The organism is Pseudobdellovibrionaceae bacterium (assembly GCA_023898385.1).
Taxonomy (GTDB): Bacteria; Bdellovibrionota; Bdellovibrionia; order Bdellovibrionales; family UBA1609.
Genome location: CP060220.1, coordinates 296,290 through 320,391, shown reverse-complemented (window position 1 = coordinate 320,391; position 24,102 = coordinate 296,290). Strand labels below are relative to the sequence as shown.

Sequence of the window (24,102 nt, the reverse complement as noted above, 5' to 3'; positions counted from 1 at the left end):
ACTTTTTTCTACCCTATTTGAGTGCCTAACCCTATGACATTCTTACAAATCTAGGCACCTCAAGGCCGGTCCATATTTGCAAAGGGAATCCTTTTTGTGGACAGGCCCCACCCCCGTTGGTAATCCCTTCGGCGTGAACCTTTCTTCACTGGGGAATACATGAAATTCATCGTACCTGGGATATTAGCTCTCACATTGATCTCAACCTCTGTTTTTGCTGCTAGCTGGGATGACCTGGCCGCCACTGACAGCATCTACAGCGAACTGATCGAGAAAGTCCCCTCGCTGGGCTCTGAAACGGGCATTATTGTTTCTAAGCGTGAGTCTGAGTCCGTTGTTAATTCCCTGAAGCAATGGACCCACATTATTGCCTCAAATAAGGGATCGCACAATCAACCTGAATATGTAGATATCAGCGAAATGCGACCGGCAGAGGTCAAAAAACTAACAAAAAAACTCTTTCAATTGCCCGGACTGTTTTCAAGCCCCGCCGGTTTACCAGAAAATGAGCTCGATGCCATTGACAGTTTTGCCCAAAAATCGAGAATTAAATCTTATTTGGGAGGCCACGGAAACTCCTTCGGCTCGTGCGGCAGCGTATATCTTTACGACGAAGAAACTAAACAAGCCCTTATACTGACTGCCTGTTATTCAGAGTAAGGCACCGGCTTCCCCTTGTGGCGACTGTGCATCAGGCGAGCCGCCCATCTCCACACCCGCGCACCGCCGTCCTCCCGATGTGCATGGCGTATCCGGGTTGCGGCACGCAGTGACGCAATCCGAAGACGACATGCGGCCACTCGGGCCGGCGGTGGTGCGCGGGTGTGGAGATGGGCGGCTCGCCTGATGCACAGTCGCCACAAGGGGAAGCCGGTGCCTTAGATACAGGTGCGGAACTCTTTTTCTGAGTAGAATTTCTTTATGACTTTGTGAATTTCATAGGCCTTTAAGCGGAGCTCCTGGTCTGTTGAAGCATTGAAAGCGTTTACGACCTTTAACACTTCATTCAGTCGGGGACGTTCAGTTTGCCTATAATTAGCATTTGAAAGGTAAGTGAAGTAATGAGCCGTCACCAACGACACACTGGACTGGTAGACTTTATTTAGTGCCGCCTTCTCACCAGAGGATACCTGTGATTGTTCAATGGCTTGCTTCATTTCAATGATCTTTTTTTTCGCCTGTTCGAACATCGGAATGAGCGGGTCATGACCCAGTTTATGCTCTTGTTTTTCCATCTCTGAGAGATGATCTTTTGCTCTTTCTAGAGTCTTAATGATTCCTCGAGCCCACTTTTTGTCTTCTTTTGTTTTGGCTACTTTCAATAATTCTTCTTTTATACCCTCACCCCAACTTACAATTTCGCTCAGCGGGCCCGAATGACTTTTATGAAGAGCCGCCTGACAGCCCTCATCGGCCGAGCTGATTTCACTGACTCCCATGAACCCAGCGACAGCTATTGCCAACAACAACCTGCTCAGGTCAATTCCCCGCTTACTAGTCATATGCCCCCCAACTGCTCGCAGCGCAGTGGCGAAGTGCTCAAGGGAAATAATCGGTAAACTCGCTTTTTTGGCACCCAAAACCGCGAACCATTGAGTGTTTGTAGCTGATCTTTAAGAATATCCAGTATCTGTTGCGATGCCGGTGATTTCTCTTTCAGATTTTCCACATCAATTTGTGACAAAGTTCTTAGGAGCAATAAAAAATACTCCATAGCTTCATATTTAGCCCAGCCATCAAATCGGCTGGTGGGCGACACGGCCACCACTCGAAGAAAATCAAAATACTGGTCAAAGTAATAACCCAAATTTTCAGAGCGCCACCAATATTTTGCATTTAAAGAAAGTTTTTTGAACCCCTCAAGGCCACTTTCTGTTACAGCTTCTTGCCACTCTTGTTCATTCACTTTTTGGCTAAGTCGAAGCAAGTACCCACCCATAAGGGCCTCAAGACTCACCAAATTCATGTACTTTTGATTTCGGGAAATGTTCGAGTCAAACAACAAACCAATGTCGTTTAAAACATCCGATACAAAACTCTTGTGCGCTTCATCATTTGAACCCACAAATTGCTCTGCCAGACTCTGACGAATGAAATCTTCTTCGCCAGCTGGTCTCGATTGAAAGCGGGACACCTCTAACCCTTGTTCATTCTCAGGAATTATCACTCGGTCCAGAAAATGGGCTTCCGCGGACAACACCCAAAGCCAAGGCCCCCTCAATGAGCGCTCTATTTCAGTGGAGCCGTTCAAATACTGAGGAGAACCCTTACGTGATACGAGAAGAAAAAACCTCTTATAACGGCGCCCCTCTACCAATTTTCGATGAAGCGTTTGCACACGCTCCAGCTTTTTCTGCAATGTCTTTTCTTGAATTTTCTGGCGCCAAGTTCTGTCTTTCGGCGGGGGCAATTGCTGTAACTCTTCATAGAGGTGTTGAGTTTGACTTTTTAACCATGTCAAAAATTGCTGCCGTTTTCCCCCTTCAAGCGAAGTGAAAAAAGATTTCTTTTGAGGTCCTTGGGCATCGAGAAGCTCAAGGGCTGCGGCATCTAGCTCAAATGGAGGGCTTGCAAACACCACCCGATTTTGAGCCTTACGAATCTTTCGGCCATAATAGGCAACCTTCACTAACGTACTCCATGATCCCGTGTGGTGTTGTCCACCGTAACGAAAGGCGCGATACCCTGTTTGCAAGCGACTCGATGCCACTGTCAAAGCCGCCGTGATCACCTCACACATCATATGGGCACCGGGCATCTTGAGTACGACCAATAAAGCATCCTCAGCTAGCTCCCCGACCACTTTTAATACGCCAGCGACCACGCCATAGCGGGCCCCCAAACCCACAAAGGCCCTCCCGTAACGATCAACAGCGACATTGGCGAATCTTCCAGATGTATGAGTCAACCAACCCTTCGCCACCAACTCTTTTGCCTGCTCCACGACTTCCTCTGGATGAGGCACATGACAATGGACGCACTCTTCTTTAATTTCCTCATAGTAAAGTTGGCTGGCTCCCCTTACGAGTTCCCAAAAATGACTATTTAGGTAGATTTTCTCTCCGCCAACATGAACATAGGGCATGACGCCGGAGGCGGTCTTGTGGCTTAACATATCGGGAACCAATTCCGTGGCGCTTTTTAAAACCAGGACGTGGCGACTGAGGCCACTGTCATCATCGTTGACCGCATGACCATGGTCATGCCCGTCGTGGGAATAACCGTCCAGCGAGGCCAAAATCAGACCCACTCCAAACAAGTAGGGTAAAAAATAAGTTCTCAGCACAGCCAGAACGTGTCTCCGATAAAAAAGTGAACATTGTGAAGGGCTCTTCCGTACCATTTATACGATTCCGGGGCCATCACAAATTGGTAGTGACTGCCAAATGATAATGTATTCAACGGATTTTCAACTACGGAAACCTTGTGGACTGTTCCCGGGTTTTCACCTAAATGTGGGCTTTAAACAATGGAGAGCTATTCTATGTACAGGGTTTTACTATTACTTCTGGTGACCACGGGGCCACTTGTGGGCTGTGGACGCCCGCCGGAGTCACAACCCCATCCGGCGGATCGCAATCGATTTGAGCGAATGACGCCACAAGAACAACAACAAGTGGCGCCGAACCCATTGTTTGTATCTATCTATAAGGGTGACTTAGAAGAGGTCCGCGTCCATGCCGATAGATCATCGACCCTGCTTGAACAAAAAAATGCAGTTCATGGTGATACACCGCTTGCCGTAGCGATCCGGCTGCGCGAAAGAGCCATTGCCAACGAGATTATTTTGCGAATGAGCGTGGATTCACTTCGCCATAAAAACGATACCGGCGAGTCTTACATTTATCTCGCCTCTCAGCAGGGCTTCAATGATGTGATTGAAAACCTTGCCAGCAAATACGAACAATCGCTAGGTACCTTTGACGTGTTTGATTTTTCGGAGCTGGATCAAGAAACTGACAGCCTAGAGAGAGCCTTGTTTGTGGCCCTCAATGCCGAAACAGCCAAAACACTTCAACACTATTGGTTTCTTGGGGCCACCCATTTCGAACACCCATTTAATGACTTTTTTCACCACCGCGATTTGTCGCTCCGTACTTTTTTGCACCGAGCGGCTCAGGAAAATCGCTTTGATGTGATTTTATGGGCCGCTGACAAGACCTGTGGCAGCAACAGCTGGCAAGATCCAGATAGTTTTTTTCTCAAACGATTTGCCGGCCATGTTTGGGATTTTTTTAGCGACAACACACCTCAGACTTTTTCTTTTGTAAGGCAACATCCAATAAACAGAAAAGACATTGCCGAAGACACCCCGTTGCACCTGGCTATTCGATCGGGACATTTAGAAGCTTCGACAGCACTCATGGGATGTCACGAAATTGATTTCTCCAATCAAAATGCTGTGGGAAACAGTTATCTGATTGAGTTTCTTAAAACCATTGACCCCCGCACGCCCCACACGTCGCAAAATAAAAAAGCACTCTTTCTCTCAATCCTTGATCACAAAAACCAGGTGATGTCATGGTTCTTCCGCACCTCTGACTATGTGGATTCTGTGGACCAATCCGGTCGATCAAGCCTCCACTGGGCCGCCATACTTTCTGACCCCTTTTACTATGAAGCTTTAAAGCCCTATGGCGACGTTTTTCTATCGGACCATGATGGCTTGACTCCGCATGAACTGTTTAAAGGATCGCGCCATTGAGCCCTCACCTTAACAGTCTCATTTTAACGCTATTTTTTATCCTTCAGGGCTGTGTTGACCCACCGTCAAACCAGATTGAACCCTATGAAGTTTATGACTCTTCCACTTTGACCACCCACACTTCTGACCTCAGCGGGACGGCCAAAATTCGATTCACTCGCCCGTTGTTTCAGACCCAATCTGCCAGTCACTTTCACCTGTCGGGTCGCTTCGTGGGACAGGCGTCACAACTTACTTTAATCTCAAATTTCACTGGCTTCGATGACGATGATGGAGTTGTCATTGAGTTTATTCCTCAAGATCACTCCATGAATGTGTTTATTTCAACACCTGGATACAGCAAACAGGTCAATGGGGTTATCGCTGACAGTGTTGCTGTGGATGGAACTTTTGATCTACACATTGAAATCCATCACTTTTTTGACCAGCCTCTGGGCGTTTTTATCTGGAACAATCAGATTCTCAACCACGGCTCCACCTTTCATAAAAAGGCGACGTTGAATGCGGCTTCGGCAGATCTAGATACTGTAGGAATGGGAATGACTCTACGATCTTACGGCCGTGGCAACTATTGGGGGATTTCATTAGATAATGCCGTAATACATACAGCCAAGAGGGGGGTGAGATATGTGGACTAGAGCGAGTATAAATGTTTTTTTTCTTTCATTACTTTTTAATGCAAGTGTTTTGGCTGCACCTAGCACCCAAATCGATATCCTAGGGATTTTTGAACAACGAACCTCACAGACTCCGGCCTTATCCACCCGACAAGAGTATGGTTTTAATCAAACAACACTGTCGTTGGCGACTCAAGGCCTCCATGACCTTCAAATTAAAATTGATGGAGTATTTGAATCTTCTGAGAATGACAGCCTGTTTTATTTAGAAACACTTACGGTCAAGTGGCCACTGCTCGGACAAAAGAATCTTTATATCGAGGCTGGCAAAATGTATTATCCCATTGGCCACTTCAGTCTCCAACAAGATATTTTTATTGAAACACCTGAAGAACTTAATCATCTTCTCGGGGGCTTCGGCGGTCTCGACATCGGCGTTACTGGTTCCTATAGGCTGCCTGATACACCCTTTTCTTTTGAAGTTTCCGTGTTCACGGGCCAACGTTTTCGTGCTGATGAAGGGTTTGCCGCACCTGCAGTGAAACCTCCAGTGATTCTGTCGGCCCTATGGAAAGACGGCGAACACCAGGCCTTTATCAGCTACCTCGACCGCAAGTATCACCGCGGTTCTTTTTTTCAAGGCTTTGGAGTGGGCGGACAAACAAGTCACTATGAATCCTTCACCGGAGTAAACATCAAGGCCACTGCCGAAGCTTGGGGCACAAAAGAGACTGGACTTTCCCCTGGTGCTGAACAGGCAGTTGGATTGATCCTTTACCCAGAGATTTCATGGAAACAAATCTATGCCACTTGGTATGAAAGCCTTTGGCACCAGCAGACTACAAAGGTGTTGCGCCGCTCTAATGTGGCTAAAATAGGCTGGCAAACTCATCCTAATGTGGGCCTGGAAGCTCTCTGGCAAACTTCATACGATGGGTTTAATAACGAATTTCAAGTGATGAGTGATGATCAGTCACTGCGGTTGGTTTTTGAAGCTCAGATTTAAAGGACGTCAGGGTTTACAGCGCAAAGTGGCCGGTGGTCTCTATGACTAAGCCACTTTCTTTTTTGTTGGCTCCACTCCATTAAGCGAAAGCCAAGAGCTCTCAGACGCATCAAGCACTTCGTATCCAGAGTAGTTTTCTGCATTTGCCCAGACCTGCCGGGCCTTCACACGAACCTTCTGCCCGTTCCCCCACCTAAAAATAAACTCCGACGAAGTGTTTCGCAGCTGCCTGATTCTGTCGTCCAGGGAGTGCAAACAAAAACCCTCTTTTGAAACATTGCGCACACTCACTGGAACCAACAGGTCGTCGACGACCTGAAACCCGTGCACATTGGTCTCTGCTCGATTTGATTGTTTATTTGCCTGGCCGGACCCCAACCATTTTTCTAAAAGCCGCTGCTTGGCGATGCCATCCATCTCCTCTAGAACATTTGTTCTCTCCATAAAAAAGTACTTAAAAAGATCACCGTTGAACACGGGGTCTGAGACAAAATGACTAGGCCTTTTCGGAAACTGAAACTGCGAGCACTGATACTGACCAAAAAAATAATAAAGGTTCTCGCTAGGCAACATCTGGCCGTAGATATCCCAATATCTATGCTTGGCCCAGTGTAGGTCCAAGGATTCGGCCACGACTGTTTGATAGTTTCCGAAGGCGTAGCTCTTATGTAGCGTTCCTTCGATGGGTCGAAATTGCAATACAGACTCGTAAAACAAATGGGCCAGTCGATTTGTAACAATCACGGCAATCAGTTCATCCAATTGCATATAACGAACACTGTATTCATACATATACTTGATGAGGTGAACAAATATCTTGCCCTTAAACTCTCGATCCACAGCCAAAGCAGACACTTCTGCCAACTGCAATCCTCGCTGACGACGAAGAGAATAATCAACAAGATCTTTTGACGGCAACCCTAATGCCCCAAATCGAATGAGCGAAAGAGTACCAATCACCTGATCTCCAAACATGGCCACTATAGTGGTGGTTGTGTCTAAGGCGTGATAAGGCGTCACTCTTAATTTTTGTTTATTTGGTTTTTGTAAGCCAACACGCAAGTAGGCGTCATAGAGAAGTCGAAAGGCCCCCTCCAGTTCTTCTTTTGTCGAGGCCACCTTAAAGGTGATTCTGGGGTCCATCTCGTAGGTGAGTGACATGCCCTTTAGCAGAATCGAGCGGCGCAGCGAATGGGGCATAGCATAAAGCAATCTTTTCGTTAAATCATTCATTGGTAAATCCTATTTGATTTTTAATCGGACGAAGACCCTGGTGTTTAAAGAGCCGCCCCGATGTTTGCGTTCCTTCATTTGCCTGTCGGCTGCAATTTTAGTAACAAGATCTCACGGGCGAGCTGGACCTTGAGGTTGTTCCCTTTTTTGAGGCGGGATATAAATAAGCAATGTCGAAGAAAAAAGTGTTTTCTCGAAATGAGCATTCTGAACTGGTTTTAAATTTACTTCAGGCCCACAGAGGTCGGTTGTCGCAAAGGCAGTTCTCAACAAAATTGGGCTTTACCTACAGTGCCGTTTTTCGCTGGGAGTCCAATATTAAGCCTATTAGCTGGGAAGAGCTTTTTGGCTTGATCTCTAAAAAGACAAATATCCGAGAAATCTCATTTGCTGACGAGTTTCAAGGCAGCATAGAAAACTTCAAAGACATTTGCCGATTTCTCATACGATCCAACAGTGAAGACATGCTGTCAGCATTGTTAGACATTAAATCCGTGGATCGGAGAACCGCAAAAAACTGGCTCTCTGGCAAGTCCTCACCTCCAGCTGCAATGGTATTTGCCCTTTTTAAAAAACACAGTCCCGAGACATTTTCTGATTTTTACGCGCAATTATTTCCTGATGACATTACAGATGTAGATATTGAAAATCATGAACTTAAAGAAAAAGCGCGCCCCTTCTTTGGCGAGAATGTCTTAGCAGCCCTCCTCTCTGAAGCCCTAAATGTAAAGGCAGTGATAAAAAATGGTGCCGACAAGGACGCGCTCGCTGATTTTTTTGATATTGATTTGTCGACTGTCGACGTGGAAGTCCAAAGAATGCTCGATCTCGGCTGGCTAGTGACTGATGGTGATCGATTGTCCGTCAACTACGACAAACCGGTTAATCTTTTTCCAAAAATGGAGCACGGGTTGCGCTTGGCCCACTTTATTGCCCAGCTTGCAAAACAAAGTATTTTTCGACGAATTGGACAGAAGCCTGAAGATAAAGACCCTAACTCAACTGATTATCTCACCGGATGGATTGCTTCCCTCTCCCATGATGCCGCTAAAAAAATCCATGCTCTCTCTGGCGAGTATAATAAAAAGCTGCTAGACATATTAAAAGACGACCTCGAACAGGACAAAGATGTTTTAAAAGCTGTAATTTTCCACAGTTTTGATGTGGACCACCGATCGCAACTTAAAGATCTTACTGACAGAGACTAGGCATTTTACGTTTTCTATGACCCTGCAACATGAACCAAGGAAGGGATTATGGCGGCACCTGACTACTCCGAACGGTTCGGTAGAAATATTGGCATACTGACAAGCGAGGAACAAGAGCAACTGCGAAAATCTTGCGTAGCGGTGGCAGGTCTCGGAGGCATTGGCGGAGCCGCTCTCCTTTGCCTTGCGCGAATGGGTGTAGGACGCTTTCACTTAGCTGACTTAGATCACTTTGATGTGGCTAACCTTAACCGCCAAGTGGGTGCCAACATACACACTTTTGGTCGACCGAAAGTCGATGTGATGAAAGAACAAATTCTTGCTATCAACCCAGAGATAGAGGTGAAAACTTTTACCGAGGGAGTACAAAAACACAATGTGGCGGCGTTTGTCAGTGGGGTGGGCTGTGTGGTGGATTCAATCGAGTATTTCACTCTCAGTGCCCGCGAGCTACTTCACCATGAAGCTCGAAAGCAAAAGATTCCAGCCGTGTTTGCCGCCCCGCTTGGGTTTTCTGCTGTTTTTCTTTCGGTATCACCAGAGGGTATGAGTTTCCACGATTACTTTGATATCAATGACGAGCTTGACCCCTTTGAGAAGATGTTGCGATTTACTGTGGGACTGTCACCAAAGGCCCTGCACTTAAAATATATGGAATTTAAAAAAGAACGCCTGGTTGAAATTGAAACTGGGCCGTCGCTGGCGCTGTCTGTAAATTTAGGAGCAGCCCTGATAGGCGCCGAAGTGATCTGCCATCTGACAAAAAGACGCCGCCCACAAACACTCCCGCAGTATGTGCAAATTGATCTGCTTACGCAAAAGCATGTTCGAAAAAAGCTTCTGTGGGGTAACCGAGGCTTTTTGCAAAAACTCAAGATCTTTTATGCGCGAAAAAAATACGCCGACTTCAAACAGCTCTTTTTAAAATTTATCAATTAGGTACTCAGGTTAGCTTGAATACACGGGATGACTTCGGCTTAGACCGGAAGAAGTTCAAAGGGCAAGTCACTTAGATTTGCCGGCGGCTTCTTCCATAAGCTCAATACGTAACCGCCCCCACCTGAACCTGTGGGTTTTGCCGCTAAAGCTCCATTTTCTTGAAGAAGACGCATGTGGTTGCTCAATTCTCGGCCAATGAGGCCCCACTGCTCAAAACAATCACGAGCCCGATCAATCGCCATGGCCAAACGGGCAAGCCCCTCGTGTTCTGGCAGGCTCAACGCAAGCTCGGCCTTATCTGTGGCCCGGCTCATTTCGTTGTCAATTTTTTCTAACAACTCGGGTGAACGATCCGCCAAGGCTTTTACCTTTTTAACACACTCAGAGGTCATGCCTCTTTTGCCTGAGTAAGAAAGAAACCAGGTGGGCTGCCATTGCATATCCACATCTGTCCACTCTCCACCCCGCATGAATCGAATGCCCTGACCAGCCACCGACACCGCAATATCAACTCCACTGCTTTCACCGTGAAATAAATTTTCAAGGTCCCTAGAAAATTCATAAACCTCTCGTTCAGAGATCCAACCCATGTATTGCCACAAACGGCCAATGGCCACACAAAGGGCGGCTGAAGCCCCGAGTCCCGCCCCCAACGGCAACTGACTGTCTATTTCTAATTGCCCCGGAAGGTCCACTCGCTTTTTTCCTGAGACCTCAAGCGCTTGCTCTAAAACACCCCAAACCAAAAGCTTGAAGTCTTCCCCGTAAGGTCCTGAAAACTTTAGTTTCAGACCCTTTTCGGCAGGCAAATAGTTCAAATGAAAGCTTTTACTTCTCACAGGAAACACCAATGCCGGACCACCTCGCAACACGGTATGTTCTCCAGCTAAAATCCACTTTCCATAGGTGGTCACTGATAGTGGTTGCATCACGGCTTTCCATCCAATTTGGGGGATTGAATAACATCAAAAACCGAAAATGAATCACGCACCAACTGACCTGCCACCTCAATCTGGTCTTCTCGGTATAGCAAATGCACATTCGCCCCAGCATCCATTGTCACTATGGGGCCGTCACCCTGAGAGTTCCAGTGATCACGAACGGCCTTAAGCACAATTAAGCTTCCTGAGTTCATGTAACCAAACGGAGGGGCCGATGTCTCAAATAGCGCATGCATATCCCAGAACTCGGCCCAAGCAATTTGAAAGGCTTGCCCCCAGTCACCCGTCTTCAAGGCACTCACGAGTTGATCATAGCGAAGCTGGGCCCTTTCCACTCTACCTTTAAACAATGAACTAGTTAGGACTCGTAGATGGGCTTCACTTGAGCTCACTTGTTTTTTCTCAGCTCCTACCACCACCACCTGATGCAATAAATCCTCAATACCCAAATCTACGGACTGCGCCGTTTCTCCATCCCACTTTGCAAAGGGCGCAAAAAACGAACGGCAGGAAGAACCTGACCCCCTACGGCTTAAAGCCGACAGATCGGCCAAAGTACAGTCAACCCCAAACTCTTTTGCCAGCTCATGTGTCGCCAAGGTGAGTGCGGCAAAACTAGACGCCGAACTTGCCAACCCACAATCAGACGGAAAATTATTTGCAGATTGAATGAGGTAACTTCCAGGTATTTTCCATTGTTTTTTTAAATCTGCAAAAAAATCTAAAAACCGACCTTGAGACTTTAAACTCAAATCAATGGGCGAAAGACCCTGTTCGCTCAAGGGCTCCCATGCATCGTTACCTGATTCTTTCGGAGATATGAACACATGGGTCTGAAGGTGGTTCAGCGTGAACGATAGCGAAGTGTTTGTGGGAAGATTGCCCTCACCCCTGTTTTGCTTTCCCATGTACTTGATCAAAGCAATATTAGACGGGGCACTAGAACGCCAGGACTTGATCATAGTTCGTTCTCTTTCCCCATGTTCTGGGACGTCCACTCCATACTCATTTGTAGACCCGATGCCAATCCACGATGATCGGCGACCAACTCTAGACCCAGGGCATGTGAAATGGCGGTTGCGTCAGTGACATTGATATCAAATAGCACCAAAACGGTGTCAGCACCCAAGGCGCCGCAGCCCTTGACCACCTTCACTCCAGCAATTCCGCCGGCCCTCTTAAGGATACTGACGGTGGAATCCGCCACTAAGTTCAATCGGCTAAGTTCATCGGCATAGCCTTGAACCGCATCGACCAACCGTTCTGCCTGACCCTGGTCAAACGCTGAAACTCCCTGCAAAACCAACTCCTTCAGTCGAAGCAAGGGAAGCGTGCTCACTGATTCTAAATGTTTATGTGTCACTATTTTATGACCGGTCCGATAAATACCGAAACCTAAAGAACTAAACGGCCACTGTTTTTGAAAAGTTTTAAACGGCGAGGATGAAAAATAACTCACGCCCCCTATCCACTGAGCCACCACATCGGCACCACTGGGTGGGTTTTTCAATCCGGCAGACACAATGGCCTGATAACTATTCCACATTTCTTGGGGGTTTATTTTTAGCTCTGATTCATCTATGCGTCGCCCACTTAACTCTTCCCAGGCATACGTGAGCAAAAACTGACTGCTCGATGCACCAAACCCACCAAGCCCGGCGTGGGGGTCAACAAACTCCAAATCCCTTTTAAAAAACGCCTCGTTGTTCTGGCGAATCCATTGCCCCGCCGGACTGTTCGGGTGAATCCCTTCACAACGGCCTTCACCTCGAAGCCGAACTTTTAACTCAAATCGTGGAGTGGTGTTCAAGATTAGACTTGGCCCGCCGGATAAAGCCAAATACTCCCCCAACAGAAATGTTTTACTTGGGGCACTTAATGTCATTTTCATCATGCCCCCTAAAGGCTTGAGTCCACGTGGGTGGCCGCATGCGATGAAGCCCCCAAGATCTGGCCACTTCGTCCCGCTCTAATTTCTTTTAGAACTTCCACGGCATGGCTTGAGGTGATTCGCTTGGTCAGGCGTAAAATCTCCTCCAGTCGACGCTGCACGAGCGGGATTTCCCGCTCTTTTGCGCCTGCACCAATCGTGAGGTTCTTAATATGAAGCTTCATATGCCCTTCAATTATACCAACCGTTGTGAGGGCATTTATTGCCCCTAAGTTTTGCACGAGCCCCACGGCAGCACAAATACGAGACAACTCGTCTGCGCTTTTGACGCCTAAAATATTCAACGCCACTTGGGCCGTTGGGTGCAAACGTGTAACCCCTCCGACAACACCTAAAATCACTGGCGCCTCAAAAGTCCCTACAAGATCATCGCCCTCTCGCCGCCATTCCGTTATGGATCGGTACTGACCCGATCGGGCCGCATAGGCATGCACCCCGGCTTCAACCGCTCGCCAGTCATTTCCGGTAGCTAACAAAATGGGATCAATGCCATTAAGAACACCTTTATTGTTGGTAGCGGCACGATAGGGATCTTGTTTAGCAAACAAAGATGCCTCTACGATTTTATCGATGAGGTCTGAATCCAAGTTTTTTAAAACCACTGTGGCTCGTGTGACCTTTGTGTCCACCAGGTTAGATAGAATACACATGGTCACATCTTCGCCCGTGAGATCTTCAATCTTTGGACGTAAATATTCACACACTTGATTCATGATATTTGCGCCCATGGCATCGCAAGCATCCGCGAGCACATGCACCACAGCCATTTTTCCGCCGTCCCCGCGATCCACTTGCCGCACTTCAAGGCGATGCACACCGCCCCCACGATTTACCAAGCCGTGAGCCACGTCTGTATTGGCCGATTGAATCAAATCTTCTGCATTTTCTAAGATGACTTTTTCAAAGTTTTCAAAATTCTTAACCCGAGCCACTTGCACTTGGCCAATAATATCTCGCCCTATGATCTCGGTTTTAACTCCGCCATGATCACGAACCCACTTCGCCGTTTTGCTAGCCGCCGCAATAATAGAAGTCTCTTCCACAGCCATCGGCACTGTCACGGGCTTACCATCAATCACGAAGTTCGTGGCTACGCCGAGAGGCATTTGATAATAGCCAATCACATTTTCAATAAAATTTTCGGCAAGCCCAGGGTCGAGCACCGTGCGACTGGTTAAGGATTTAAGATCAGCAGCAGACAGCACTCCCAAGTTTTGAAGACGCTGTAACCGCTCATCCAAACTCAACTTAGAGAATCCAGCTAATAGTTCTTTTGATTTTGTTATTACATCTGTCGCTGTTGCCATAGTTTTCTCGCATGTAAATTGTGAACAGCATTTGATCCGGTACAAAACAAAGCTGTCTTTAGCTCGTACTCGATCGTTGCCATTGCATTTTGTAATGAGTCCTCACCCTTTAAAGCCGCCTCTAATATCGGTTTTGCAAATCCCACAGCACAAGCTCCCATGGCCAGTAGTTTGGCTGCATCTAAGCCTGATCGGACGCCCCCAGAAGCCCATATCTCAAAATCTGGGTCCACTGAAACCGCATTCAATACGGACTGAGTTGTGGTGACCCCCCAATTTGAAAAAGTCTTAGCGGCTTCAAATTGAATCGAGTCTGTTGACGAACGCTGCCCCTCAATCCGCCCCCAGTGAGTGCCACCTAATCCGCTAATATCCACCGCGGCCACTCCAATGCCCGAAAGCCTGCGCAATGTGGACTTTGAAAACCCGCAACCAGTCTCTTTCACGACGACGGGAATCTCAAGCTCATTGCAAAGTCTTTCAATAGCTGTCAAACCTCCACGAAACTCGGGCGTACCCTCTGGTTGCAAGCACTCTTGCAGAGGGTTGAGGTGAATAATCATTGCCGAGGCATCTAGCGACTCGGAAAGCTTGGCCACCTGGGATGTGGGTGTGTGAATGAGTTGAGCCAAACCTAGATTGCCTAGAAGCCGGGCTTTGGGAGCCGCCTTCCGCACAGAACGCCATTCTTTGGCCGCCTCCGAATCACCCAATTCTCTTCTTTGAGAACCCACTCCCATCACCCAGCCACGATCGGCACAGGCGTGAGCTAAAATTTGATTGAGATTGAGCGAATCATAATGACCTGCCGTCATTGAGCTCACGAAAAAAGGTGTGGGACGCGTTTCACCAAGCCATACTTGGCTAATCGTCACCTCAGAAAAATTGAGATCTGGTAAGGCTTCATGTATGAGTTCAATGTGAGATAGACCGGACCACCCTTTGGCCTCATTTTCTGGAGACAAAGAAAGCGCAATATGATCGCGCTTTCTTTGCTCAAACTGAGCCAGATCCTCTATGCGTTGGGGATCTGTGGTTTCCAATCCGGCCCTCCCTGAAGCTGTTGCCCTTGAACTGCAGTCGGCCCTATTGAGGTAAAACCTGTTGAACCAATGCTGTAAATCCAGCGGCGTCTTGAACGGCCATATCAGCCAAGGCTTTACGGTCAAGACCCACGTTGGCTTCCTTCAATGCGAACATCAAACGTGAATAAGTTGTCCCGTTCATTCGGGCAGCGGCATTAATCCGCTGAGTCCACAAACGACGAAAATCACGTTTTCTGGCTTTACGATCTCTGTAGGCATAAACCAGAGCTCGATCATTTTTCTCTATGGCCGTGGTATAACAACGGCTGTTTGAACCACGATAACCGCTGACTCTGGCTAAAACTTTATTACGACGACGACGGGCTTTAACGCCTCTTTTAACACGCATTTAAATCTCTCCTTCTTTTACAGAACTAAGCAACGTTCCATCTGGTAACGGTTGGCACTGTCCACATAGGTCATCGTGCCGAGCTGACGCTTACGTTTTGATGATTTATGGGAAAGAAGGTGACGGCGGTTCTGCTTTGAGCGTTTTATTTTTCCGCTCGGCTTTACTCGGAGGCGCTTTTTAGCCCCACTATGAGTGCGCATTTTCATTTGATACTCCTTCTGAAAGGGCGACTGGTGGCTGAGCACCTGTACTTTTAAAAGCCGTTTTCAGTGTTATTTGTGCCGGCAATATAGCGGCTCGGACACTGCGTGGCAACCCCTTGAATGACCAGAGACACTTTTTATTTCCCCCTAAAAGTGGGTCAAATGCCGCCTCTGGTCATTGGGGGCTTCAAGCCCAGCCCCATCGGATTATTCGGCCGACGAAGCCTCAACCTCAGTGGTCGACTCTTTTTTGGCCTGAACTTTATTGGCCTTTTCGAATTCTTTAACTTTCACTGGATCTGGCGCCAAAAGCACGAACATCTGCCGCCCTTCGCGTTTTGGGGGAGATTCAACGATGGCCAAATCCTGAAGCATGGCCGTGAGTTTATCCAATAGCTGCACGCCAAGATCTTGGTGGGCCATTTCTCGGCCAGAAAACCGAAGATTCACTTTTACCTTATCCCCTTCAAGCAGAAACTTGCGCGCTTGTCGCACTTTCACCTGGAGATCATGGTCGTCTGTACGGGGTCTCACCTGGATTTCTTTAACAACAACAACGGTTTGTTTTTTTCTAGCCGCCGTTTGCTTCTTTTTGTTTTCGTACTTCCACTTGCCGTAATCCATAATTTTGCAAGTGGGTGGTTTCGCATTAGGAGCAATCTCAATCAGGTCCATGCCGCGGTCTTGAGCCATTCGCAGGGCATCTTGCGGCGACATAACCCCAACCATTTTACCCTCTTCGTCAATTAAACGAATTTCTGGGGCCCGAATACTTCGGTTGATTCTGTAACCTTCGTCTCTAGGTGGCCGTCCACCACTGCCTTTGGCTCTTATAACTCTTCTCCTTGTTGGTCGGTGTCCCCTTCAAGCCAGGGGCTCACCAGTTGCCGAGATTCAATCTCGTTTCGAACGCTATCTAAAAACTCACTGCGACCCAAGTCTTTTTTCATTTTTCCCGTTCGAAGTCTAACGGAAACCTGATTGGCATCCTTTTCTTGATCGCCAATAATCAACATATAAGGGGTTTTTTGCAACTGAGCTTCACGAATCTTGTATCCCAATTTTTCGCTGCGAACATCTAGCTCTACACGAACACCGGCCGCCTTCAACTGGTCATACAGGGCTCGACAATACTCTTCTTGTTTTTCAGTCACATTCAATACTCGAACTTGCACGGGCGCCAACCACAGCGGCAAATGCCCTGCCGTGTGCTCAAGATAAACACCAATAAATCGTTCCAATGAGCCCAAAATTGCCCGATGAAGCATCACTGGCCGATGTTCACTGTTGTCTTCACCCACATACTGGAGATCAAATGACTCTGGCATATTGAAATCGCACTGTAGAGTGCCTAACTGCCACGGCCGCTGAATGGCATCAACAAACATAATATCGAGTTTTGGACCATAGAACGCCCCATCACCGGGGTTCACAGTGTATTTGAGATTTAGATTTTTTAAGGCTTGCTCAAGGGCTGACTCGGCTCGATCCCAGACAGCATCACTGCCCATACGTTTTTCTGGCCGGGTGGAGAAAAACACGCGGTACTCTGTCATGCCAAGTTGTTCATACACTTCGTGCAAGAGCTTCATAAAACTTTGAATCTCTTGCTGCATTTGTTCGAGTGTACAAAAAATATGGGCGTCATCTTGACAAAAAGATCGCACTCGAGTGAGCCCATGCATGGCGCCACTGCGCTCATAGCGGTGCAGTCGACCGAAGTCTGCCACCCGATAGGGCAAATCTCGATAAGATTTTCTTTCGGCCGCATACAACAAACAATGGCCGGGGCAATTCATTGGCTTCACTGAAAAATCGCGATTGTCGATTTTGGTGAAATACATGTTTTCACGATAGTTATCATAATGACCCGAGCGATGGTAAAGATCCACGTCGAAAATCTGTGGAGTGATCACCTCATCATACCCGTACAGCTGGTATTTATCGCGCATAAACCCCTGTAGTTGGTTATAAATCACCGACCCTTTAGGGGTAAAAAACGGCGCCCCCGGTGAAAACTCATGGAAAGTGAATAGACCAAGTTCTTTGCCGAGCTTTCGATGATCTCTTTTTTTCGCCTCTTCCAGGTTTTGCAGGTGCCGTTTGAGATCTTTTTTATCAGTAAATGCCGTTGCATAAACCCTTTGCAATTGCTCACGGTTTTCATCGCCCCGCCAATAGGCACCGGCTTGCGATAAAATCTGCACGGCCTTGATCTGTCCCAATCGCTGCACATGGGGCCCACGACAAAGATCAAACCACTCCCCTTGACGGTAGATACCCACTTCGGACTCATTGAGGTCTTGGATAATTTCAACTTTAAATCGTTCGCCCATCTCTTGGAATGTCGCGATGGCTTTGTCTTTCGACCAAACTTCGCGAATCACTTCATCATTGCGGGCGATCACCTTTTCCAGTTGGCCTTGAATTTTTTCAAGGTCTTCCGGGGTAAACGGGCGAGGCGAATCAAAGTCATAGTAAAATCCGTTGTCAATAACAGGGCCAATTGTCACCTTCACATCGGGCCACAGCTCTTGCACCGCTTGCGCCATCGCGTGAGCCGCCGAATGGCGAACCACTTCGAGTCCCTCGATGTCACGTGTGGTGATTATTTTTAGTTGAGTGTTATCTGGCAACAGCGTGCGAAGGTCGACCACCTCACTCGAGCCATTGAGCTGCCCGCCCAAGGTGTCGTTTGCCAGCCGTGAACCAATAGATTGGGCCACTTCCAGAACCGTGGGTTCATGGTCAAATTCTTTCACAGAGTTATCGGGTAAAATGATTCGAACGGCCGCCATTAGCAAACAAAGAAGATACGAGTCATATTTTTTAGGTCAAAGCACATTAACTAAGAACACCTACACTTAAAATTTCTATTGAAATATCAACGGCAAAAACCGGAAATTTGCGGTCTTGCTGAGGGATCAAAATACTCAATTTGTAAGGCAATGTCCATGGTTTGGACTCCCGGCCCCAGTTCTGGCCACGCAGCGTCAGGGAGGGCGAGGCGGAAGGAGAGCGCGCGCGACAACATCACGATGTGCATGGCGTATCCGGGTTGCGGCACGAAAGTGACGCAATCCGAAGACGACATGCGGCCACTCGTGCCGTTGTCGCGCGCGCTCTCCTTCCACCTCGCCCGCCCTGACGCTGCGTGGCCAGAACTGGGGCCGGGAGTTCAAATGTCAATTTAGGGTTGGTATCCGCATGGGAAACGGGGGCTGCCTGTGCGACGGATGTAGGCTGCTGTTCCCTGATCGGCGGCCATAATACTTGTTGCATCGTTCTTCTCTGTGGTGACGGACCCGTTATTGATATACAGCGGGGTCCCCTCATAGGTGTCGCTGTATGCCACACTGTCAAAATAGGAGTAGGCCGTTTTGTTGTCGAAATTCACTAATCGACCTGGGTCGGCAGTATAAGTGCTGCCTCTGACAATTAGCCGGGGCGATCCCACGCTTGTGGCGATATTATATATGGGGTAACCGCTGTTAAACTTTATGTTTTCAAAGGTGAATTCACTGTCATCGGGATTAGCTTTACCACGAATATCAAAAAACCAATCCCACTGCCCTAATGTATTTCTTTGAATAGTCATGTGATAAAAACCTGGCTTCACCTGTGCTGGCGCCATCAAGTCAGCCCGCAGATGAAAAACAACATCATCTGATCCAATATCCACATTGATCGAGACATCATCCGGATCACCCGTAGAACCATAAAAACGCACGTCTTTTGAAATAGTTGTGTAGGCGGGAACAGTGTGATTGCCCGGATGTAAAATAATATTGTCACCATCGCTCGCCGCCGTCAGCGCATCCACAATAGTTGAATAGGTTTGTCCACCACCCACGTGTAGAATATTTCCCACGCAACTCGCCTGTGGCGTAAAATCCAACGTGTTTTCAGCAGGTGTTAACTGAGCTCCATTATAGGCGACGACCTCGGCCTTGTAAGTTACTCCAGCCTGCAATTCACAATCTGTCACATCGTAGTACTGATTGCTTGTTGTCATAGGCGGACAAATAACATTGGAATCGCTATCTTTAATTTTAAGTTTATAACTTGTGGCGTGGCCCGATTTCATCCAACTGATTCTTGGGGTCAATCCCTGTGAGGCGTACACGACACTGAATCTTGCCGGTTTCACTACGCCCGGCGTATATCCGCAGGGAAAACTGGGAGCGCCGTACTGAGACGTGCCGTGAGTCGACGAATTTGTGCTGTAGTTATTATTTACTATAGTCAAATTAGTCGGATTCCAGAAATCCGGTGTTGGCGCAATTGGTGTGTACAAGGAGTTCACTTCAACAAAGTTGGCGTGGCTATTGTTTTGCATGAACGTGTAAGGTTTGGTTCCGTGAGTTAGTGAAACATTGTTAAAAATTTGGGTAAACCCGGGCTGGGCTGACCTCACTAGATCATTTGAGCCACCTAGATCACCTGTGATTTTGATATTCTCAAGGGTAAATGAATGATTGGCAGGGTCACCGTCCCCAAATACATAAAAATAAGGCGCCCAATTGGAATAGGGTTTGTTTACACTCACGTGGTAAAGGCCCAAGTCACGAACCAGATCCGACATGCGATCAAAAAATACTCCCATAAAATGGGTGCTGCCAGTTGACGACACTAACGTCACATCATCTGGATTGCCCGTTGCTCCATAAAGCCTGATGTTTTTTTCTAGTCCAAACAGAGAGAAGTGGTGGGTATAGGTACCTGGTTCAATAATGATATTATCACCGTTACTGCCGTAGCGTTGCGCGGACATAATCGAGGTGTAAAGATGATCTGGACCTACGAAGATGGGATCAGGACAGCTATTGTTGTCTGTGGCGTAGCCGCTAATAGGCAGGGTTTCTTGTCGTACATTGTCCCCGTCAGTGTACTCCATGGTGAGATCCAAAGTATATTCGCCGGGAGTCGACGGATTGAATTCAATGGCAATGGTGCAGCTTTCACTGGGTGCCAAATCCCCTGTGCAGGTCCCACTGGTTCCAGGAAAACTTCCTCCCTCAAAATTGTAGGGAGCGTTGACTCCCGAAAGAACAATATCTGTCATGTCTCGATTGTTGTCATTGGTGATTGTGATGATTTGTATAACCGGGCCACCACTCACATCACTAGAGCCAAAATCCATTCCACCGTCAGAGGACGTAATAATCTGTTGGCTCACGGCATTTGCAATACTAGCTACTGTGCTTTTCTGCGAGCCTTGATCAGGAACACCCGATTGATTCGTCGATGATCCCGGAAGCAAAGTGACACTGATCGTGCCGTTACCGTTGCAATTTTCTAAAGTGATATTGCGATTGCTTGAACTGATTGATGACACCTGTGGAGGATCACACGTGACGTCGCCCGTGGAGCTAACTTCAACTTTGTGTAAGTTCAAATTAATTGTGGAACCAGCTTCATAACTAACAGCAAAAACAAAGGCGCTATCGACATCCCCACTAGGAGGAATGGGCGCGGCAATATTAACGCCAGAACCGATCGAACCTCCGGCTATGGATCCCTTAATGGTGTTGTCGTTGAGCTTACACCCCACGCTGAAAACAAACATCAACGTGAATAATGCCCGTCGACTATAAGTCGATGACGTTCCGACTTTGCAAGACGACATTTTGCCTCCATATTATCGAATACTCTATCGGCAGAAAATGGTGTTAACTTTAGGACTTTTGGCTGAATTGGCCGAATTGTCTCAAAACGAGAGTCACTCGAAACAAATTAAATTCCGTTTTGCGGGTAGGCGTACATGTTTACGCCGGTGACTGTGCCGTTTTGAAACAAGCATGTGCCTTGACTGAGATAATCACCGTGTCCTTGGTAGGCTCCGAAATTTGGTGAATAAACGCATGACTCGTTGGATTCACAAAGGCCATCGTCGTCGCCAACGTCGTCGTCTATGATTTCTGTGGCATTGATAAGATACAATTCTGCATAAAAATTTGTTTCAACAAGGTTGCCGTGAACAGGGGCAGGGCAAGTGGCTCCAGGAACAAAATTTGGGCTTTGTGAGGATCCATCGCCGCGGGTATTTCGTAAAATAGTATCAGTGCTTTTAAGTCGCCAGTCCCAAGCCTGACAAGTTTCGCCCGTTGCGCAGTCACCGAGCTCAGCAATCGGGCTTACCGCATTTCGCCCCCACCCGATAAACTCCGAACCAAACTCCGTAAAGTCAGTGATGCTGTCGAACGCCGTTGGAGCGCCGACCTTGCCCACAAACGAAGAATTAATGTCTAACCCATCGATGCGTGTGGCATCGGTAATCCCAGTGCTTAAACAGGTGGCCCGGTCGAGACCGCTGTTGGCGCCGGGAGGCGATCCCGCGTTGATGCAATACAAACTAAGCCCGGTGAGTAATGCGTCGGTAAATTTAATATCGTTTGCAGCGTTTTGGGGCCAATATTGTCCGTCGATATAAACATTTGAAAATGTGTCACCATCTTCGCTGTTGAGTTCAATAAGGGCGCCGCTAAAGATGCTACCGAGTAGCCAATTGTCTTGACCGTCATAGGATTTAAAACTCTTACCACCAGCGTTGACAATTGTGACGTCAAGTACAGTGTTAAACCGATTTGAGTTGTTGTTAAACCATAGTCCGATGCCGCCGCAATTGGCGAGGAGGGCCTTCACGATGGTGGCGTTGCCGGTGGATTGGTTGAAACAGTTTGAAGAAAGGTTGATCATTGATATGTCATAAAACTCAGCGCTATTGGAGAAAAAGCCAGAAATTCCATTTGAACCCAATTGTAGATAAATATGCCTAAAGCGCGCATATACGGCGGCTGACCCCCCGTTTTTTCCAATATGTGAAAAATTATTAAAACCATATATGTAACTGGCATCAACATAGCCAGAGTTCGAAAACACCAATGGATAGATGCTGTCACTTAAGTTGGCGTGAGTAATTTGAATGCTAGAGGCGCTGTTGAAGTAGACCCCATAGTAGCTAGCTGAGGATATATCTTTGACGACAAGGTTATTGATTTTAATGTGAGTCGACGATTGAATATCAAATCCCGTAGCGCTGGCAAGGTTCGCAATTGTGACATTTCTCATTTGCACAAACTTCGAAAGGCCCACTGAGGCAATGGTGCCTGTTGAGTTTGCAAAGTGACCTTCAAACCACAAATATTTTTTTGAGGCCGCCGTAAACCCAGTGCCCGTATTGGTAAAAAGGGCATCATCTTTAATGACGACAGAAACTTTATCCACTGTGATGGCATGACCAACATCAGTTCGGCTAGAATTTAAAACGTAAATGGCTCCTGACGTATCCAAATCTGCAGAGGCCGCAGGCAAAGGCAGCACTGGATTCGACCACCACGTGGCCGCGCTACTGCTGGCAATCGGGGTATTGTTTGCTTTTACCGTGAGTCGAAGAGACTCAAAACCAGATTCAGAGACAAGGTCTTTTAGACCCTTGCCATCAGCAAGGCCTGACGAGAAAAACTGAGCAGAGCCCATGGAGTCATCACAAACCCAATTAAAAGCTTGTAGTGAATCTTGAGCTGTTAATCCGGTACATGAATTTCCAAAAGCCGAAGAAGTGGCCAATTTTATCTCGGCCCCGTGAATGCAAACCTCGTCAAGAAGGCCCGATATAGATTCTGTGCCGTCGCAGGGAGTGCCATCAGATTCGTAAATCGAGGCTCCGTTATTTCTAACATAGCCATTCCAGTTGGCGCTAGCACCAGCATAGACTGCGCTGACGCTGACATCACTTAAGGTTGTGACAGTGAGGGCGGCCGTCGCGGCATTGTTCACTGTACAAATCAAAAAGGAATAGGTGGTCTCCGGCAGCAAGCCTGCGACAGAAAACGGTGAGGATGAAATGTTACTTAAAGTAGTGCCCTCGGCACATGAAGCCGGTGGTGCGAGACCCTGAAGATAGGCAATATTAACAGCATACAACTCCGGGCTTTGATTCCAAGAGATAGACACAGAATCATTAAAAACAACGTCTTCAGTCGGCAAAGGCACAACCTGCTGTATCCCGCCGGAGCCACCATTTTGCACGCGACCGGAAATTCTGTTGTCAGCGAGCTGGCAGCCTAACGTGGAAAGGTCAACGATAAGTACACAAAGCAAACTCAGTGCAGACAATACGTTGGCGTAGAACGGCCGGTTAATTCTTTTTTTAAAAAATGTCAGCATTGGGTAACGTTCCATTTTTGTAGGACGACATTTTGCCTCCATAAGAAGAACTCCATTAATATGGATGTACTTAGTATCGGCAGTTTGGCCCTAAAACTTGACTGCTTTTTTCATACGTATCAGTATGAAACGAATTGCCTCAAAATGAGAGTTACTAGTTATTTTAAGGGGTTACTATCGAGACTTTGGTATCGTGAAAAACGGTTTTATCAAATCTCGAAATGAGTCACTTGGGTAACCCAAACTAATTGGGCAACACGCGTGTTTTAGTCAAACTGAATCACACTCAAAGGAGCCAACGGGAGCCCAGATCCTCAACCGGGCTTCCCGGCGGCAGAGGCGGGGGCTCCGAGGGGGAGAGCACACACCAACATCACGATGTGCAT

At 47.4% G+C, this 24,102-nt stretch carries 20 protein-coding genes; 6 read left to right on the top strand and 14 right to left on the bottom strand.

Annotation, left to right across the window (positions count from 1 at the left end):
* Nucleotides 1-159 precede the first annotated feature (159 nt).
* Complete coding sequence (locus H6626_01320; GenBank protein ID USN47761.1) at nt 160-660, top strand: hypothetical protein; 501 nt, start codon at nt 160-162, stop codon at nt 658-660.
* A gap of 218 nt (nt 661-878) precedes the next feature.
* Here H6626_01320 and H6626_01315 read toward each other — a convergent pair whose 3' ends face one another.
* Nucleotides 879-1,502: a hypothetical protein gene (locus H6626_01315; protein USN47760.1), complete on the bottom strand. Its 624-nt coding sequence runs from the start codon at nt 1,500-1,502 to the stop codon at nt 879-881.
* Nucleotides 1,499-3,286, bottom strand: coding sequence for a hypothetical protein (locus H6626_01310; protein ID USN47759.1), 1,788 nt, complete (start codon nt 3,284-3,286; stop codon nt 1,499-1,501). Before H6626_01310 ends, H6626_01315 begins: the two co-directional genes overlap by 4 nt.
* A 198-nt stretch (nt 3,287-3,484) precedes the next feature.
* On the opposite strand from H6626_01310, the gene H6626_01305 reads away from it, so the two are divergent.
* The 3 genes from H6626_01305 to H6626_01295 are packed head-to-tail and all read left to right on the top strand — an operon-like array spanning nt 3,485 to nt 6,328.
* The gene (locus H6626_01305; GenBank protein ID USN47758.1) at nt 3,485-4,705 is read left to right on the top strand and encodes an ankyrin repeat domain-containing protein; all 1,221 of its coding nucleotides are present in this window, start codon (nt 3,485-3,487) and stop codon (nt 4,703-4,705) included.
* On the top strand, nt 4,702-5,343 hold the full coding sequence (locus H6626_01300; GenBank protein USN47757.1) for a hypothetical protein: 642 nt from the start codon (nt 4,702-4,704) through the stop codon (nt 5,341-5,343). The genes H6626_01305 and H6626_01300 overlap by 4 nt, the downstream gene beginning before the upstream one ends.
* The gene (locus tag H6626_01295; GenBank protein USN47756.1) at nt 5,333-6,328 is read left to right on the top strand and encodes a hypothetical protein; all 996 of its coding nucleotides are present in this window, start codon (nt 5,333-5,335) and stop codon (nt 6,326-6,328) included. The genes H6626_01300 and H6626_01295 overlap by 11 nt, the downstream gene beginning before the upstream one ends.
* A 45-nt stretch (nt 6,329-6,373) precedes the next feature.
* Here H6626_01295 and H6626_01290 read toward each other — a convergent pair whose 3' ends face one another.
* The gene (locus tag H6626_01290; GenBank protein ID USN47755.1) at nt 6,374-7,561 is read right to left on the bottom strand and encodes a hypothetical protein; all 1,188 of its coding nucleotides are present in this window, start codon (nt 7,559-7,561) and stop codon (nt 6,374-6,376) included.
* Nucleotides 7,562-7,731: 170 nt separating this feature from the next.
* On the opposite strand from H6626_01290, the gene H6626_01285 reads away from it, so the two are divergent.
* Nucleotides 7,732-8,769: a hypothetical protein gene (locus tag H6626_01285; protein USN47754.1), complete on the top strand. Its 1,038-nt coding sequence runs from the start codon at nt 7,732-7,734 to the stop codon at nt 8,767-8,769.
* A gap of 48 nt (nt 8,770-8,817) precedes the next feature.
* Nucleotides 8,818-9,708: a ThiF family adenylyltransferase gene (locus H6626_01280; protein USN47753.1), complete on the top strand. Its 891-nt coding sequence runs from the start codon at nt 8,818-8,820 to the stop codon at nt 9,706-9,708.
* Between the two features lie 38 nt (nt 9,709-9,746).
* On the opposite strand, the gene H6626_01275 is transcribed toward H6626_01280, so the two are convergent.
* The 11 genes from H6626_01275 to H6626_01225 form a co-directional block, all read right to left on the bottom strand.
* A complete protein-coding gene (locus tag H6626_01275; GenBank protein USN48920.1) occupies nt 9,747-10,637 on the bottom strand; it encodes a hypothetical protein in 891 nt (296 codons plus the stop codon).
* Entirely contained in the window at nt 10,637-11,611 is a 975-nt protein-coding gene (gene mvaD / locus H6626_01270) for a diphosphomevalonate decarboxylase (GenBank protein ID USN47752.1), read from the bottom strand. The genes H6626_01275 and mvaD overlap by 1 nt, the downstream gene beginning before the upstream one ends.
* Nucleotides 11,608-12,543, bottom strand: coding sequence for a hypothetical protein (locus H6626_01265; protein USN47751.1), 936 nt, complete (start codon nt 12,541-12,543; stop codon nt 11,608-11,610). Before H6626_01265 ends, mvaD begins: the two co-directional genes overlap by 4 nt.
* A 5-nt stretch (nt 12,544-12,548) precedes the next feature.
* Nucleotides 12,549-13,907: a hydroxymethylglutaryl-CoA reductase, degradative gene (locus tag H6626_01260; protein USN47750.1), complete on the bottom strand. Its 1,359-nt coding sequence runs from the start codon at nt 13,905-13,907 to the stop codon at nt 12,549-12,551.
* Complete coding sequence (locus tag H6626_01255; protein ID USN48919.1) at nt 13,886-14,926, bottom strand: type 2 isopentenyl-diphosphate Delta-isomerase; 1,041 nt, start codon at nt 14,924-14,926, stop codon at nt 13,886-13,888. The genes H6626_01260 and H6626_01255 overlap by 22 nt, the downstream gene beginning before the upstream one ends.
* Before the next feature lie 67 nt (nt 14,927-14,993).
* Nucleotides 14,994-15,341, bottom strand: a complete 348-nt coding sequence (gene rplT, locus H6626_01250) for a 50S ribosomal protein L20 (GenBank protein ID USN47749.1) — start codon at nt 15,339-15,341, stop codon at nt 14,994-14,996.
* A gap of 17 nt (nt 15,342-15,358) precedes the next feature.
* Nucleotides 15,359-15,550, bottom strand: a complete 192-nt coding sequence (rpmI, locus tag H6626_01245) for a 50S ribosomal protein L35 (GenBank protein USN47748.1) — start codon at nt 15,548-15,550, stop codon at nt 15,359-15,361.
* A 204-nt stretch (nt 15,551-15,754) separates the two neighbouring features.
* Complete coding sequence (gene infC / locus H6626_01240) at nt 15,755-16,330, bottom strand: translation initiation factor IF-3 (GenBank protein ID USN48918.1); 576 nt, start codon at nt 16,328-16,330, stop codon at nt 15,755-15,757.
* A 47-nt stretch (nt 16,331-16,377) separates the two neighbouring features.
* Nucleotides 16,378-18,345: a threonine--tRNA ligase gene (gene thrS / locus H6626_01235; protein ID USN47747.1), complete on the bottom strand. Its 1,968-nt coding sequence runs from the start codon at nt 18,343-18,345 to the stop codon at nt 16,378-16,380.
* A 392-nt stretch (nt 18,346-18,737) separates the two neighbouring features.
* Complete coding sequence (locus H6626_01230) at nt 18,738-21,176, bottom strand: hypothetical protein (GenBank protein USN47746.1); 2,439 nt, start codon at nt 21,174-21,176, stop codon at nt 18,738-18,740.
* Nucleotides 21,177-21,283: 107 nt separating this feature from the next.
* Nucleotides 21,284-23,758, bottom strand: coding sequence for a hypothetical protein (locus H6626_01225; GenBank protein ID USN47745.1), 2,475 nt, complete (start codon nt 23,756-23,758; stop codon nt 21,284-21,286).
* Nucleotides 23,759-24,102: the final 344 nt, after the last annotated feature.

Excerpts from the sequence above, each read along its gene's own strand:
- H6626_01320 (USN47761.1), top strand. The coding sequence starts at position 160 with ATGAAATTCATCGTACCTGGGATATTAGCTCTCACATTGATCTCAACC.
- H6626_01315 (USN47760.1), bottom strand. The coding sequence starts at position 1,502 with ATGACTAGTAAGCGGGGAATTGACCTGAGCAGGTTGTTGTTGGCAATA.
- H6626_01305 (USN47758.1), top strand. The coding sequence starts at position 3,485 with ATGTACAGGGTTTTACTATTACTTCTGGTGACCACGGGGCCACTTGTG.
- H6626_01295 (USN47756.1), top strand. The coding sequence starts at position 5,333 with ATGTGGACTAGAGCGAGTATAAATGTTTTTTTTCTTTCATTACTTTTT.
- H6626_01290 (USN47755.1), bottom strand. The coding sequence starts at position 7,561 with ATGAATGATTTAACGAAAAGATTGCTTTATGCTATGCCCCATTCGCTG.
- H6626_01285 (USN47754.1), top strand. The coding sequence starts at position 7,732 with ATGTCGAAGAAAAAAGTGTTTTCTCGAAATGAGCATTCTGAACTGGTT.
- H6626_01280 (USN47753.1), top strand. The coding sequence starts at position 8,818 with ATGGCGGCACCTGACTACTCCGAACGGTTCGGTAGAAATATTGGCATA.
- H6626_01275 (USN48920.1), bottom strand. The coding sequence starts at position 10,637 with ATGCAACCACTATCAGTGACCACCTATGGAAAGTGGATTTTAGCTGGA.
- mvaD (USN47752.1), bottom strand. The coding sequence starts at position 11,611 with ATGATCAAGTCCTGGCGTTCTAGTGCCCCGTCTAATATTGCTTTGATC.
- H6626_01265 (USN47751.1), bottom strand. The coding sequence starts at position 12,543 with ATGATGAAAATGACATTAAGTGCCCCAAGTAAAACATTTCTGTTGGGG.
- H6626_01260 (USN47750.1), bottom strand. The coding sequence starts at position 13,907 with ATGGCAACAGCGACAGATGTAATAACAAAATCAAAAGAACTATTAGCT.
- rplT (USN47749.1), bottom strand. The coding sequence starts at position 15,341 with ATGCGTGTTAAAAGAGGCGTTAAAGCCCGTCGTCGTCGTAATAAAGTT.
- rpmI (USN47748.1), bottom strand. The coding sequence starts at position 15,550 with ATGAAAATGCGCACTCATAGTGGGGCTAAAAAGCGCCTCCGAGTAAAG.
- thrS (USN47747.1), bottom strand. The coding sequence starts at position 18,345 with ATGGCGGCCGTTCGAATCATTTTACCCGATAACTCTGTGAAAGAATTT.
- H6626_01230 (USN47746.1), bottom strand. The coding sequence starts at position 21,176 with ATGTCGTCTTGCAAAGTCGGAACGTCATCGACTTATAGTCGACGGGCA.
- H6626_01225 (USN47745.1), bottom strand. The coding sequence starts at position 23,758 with ATGGAGGCAAAATGTCGTCCTACAAAAATGGAACGTTACCCAATGCTG.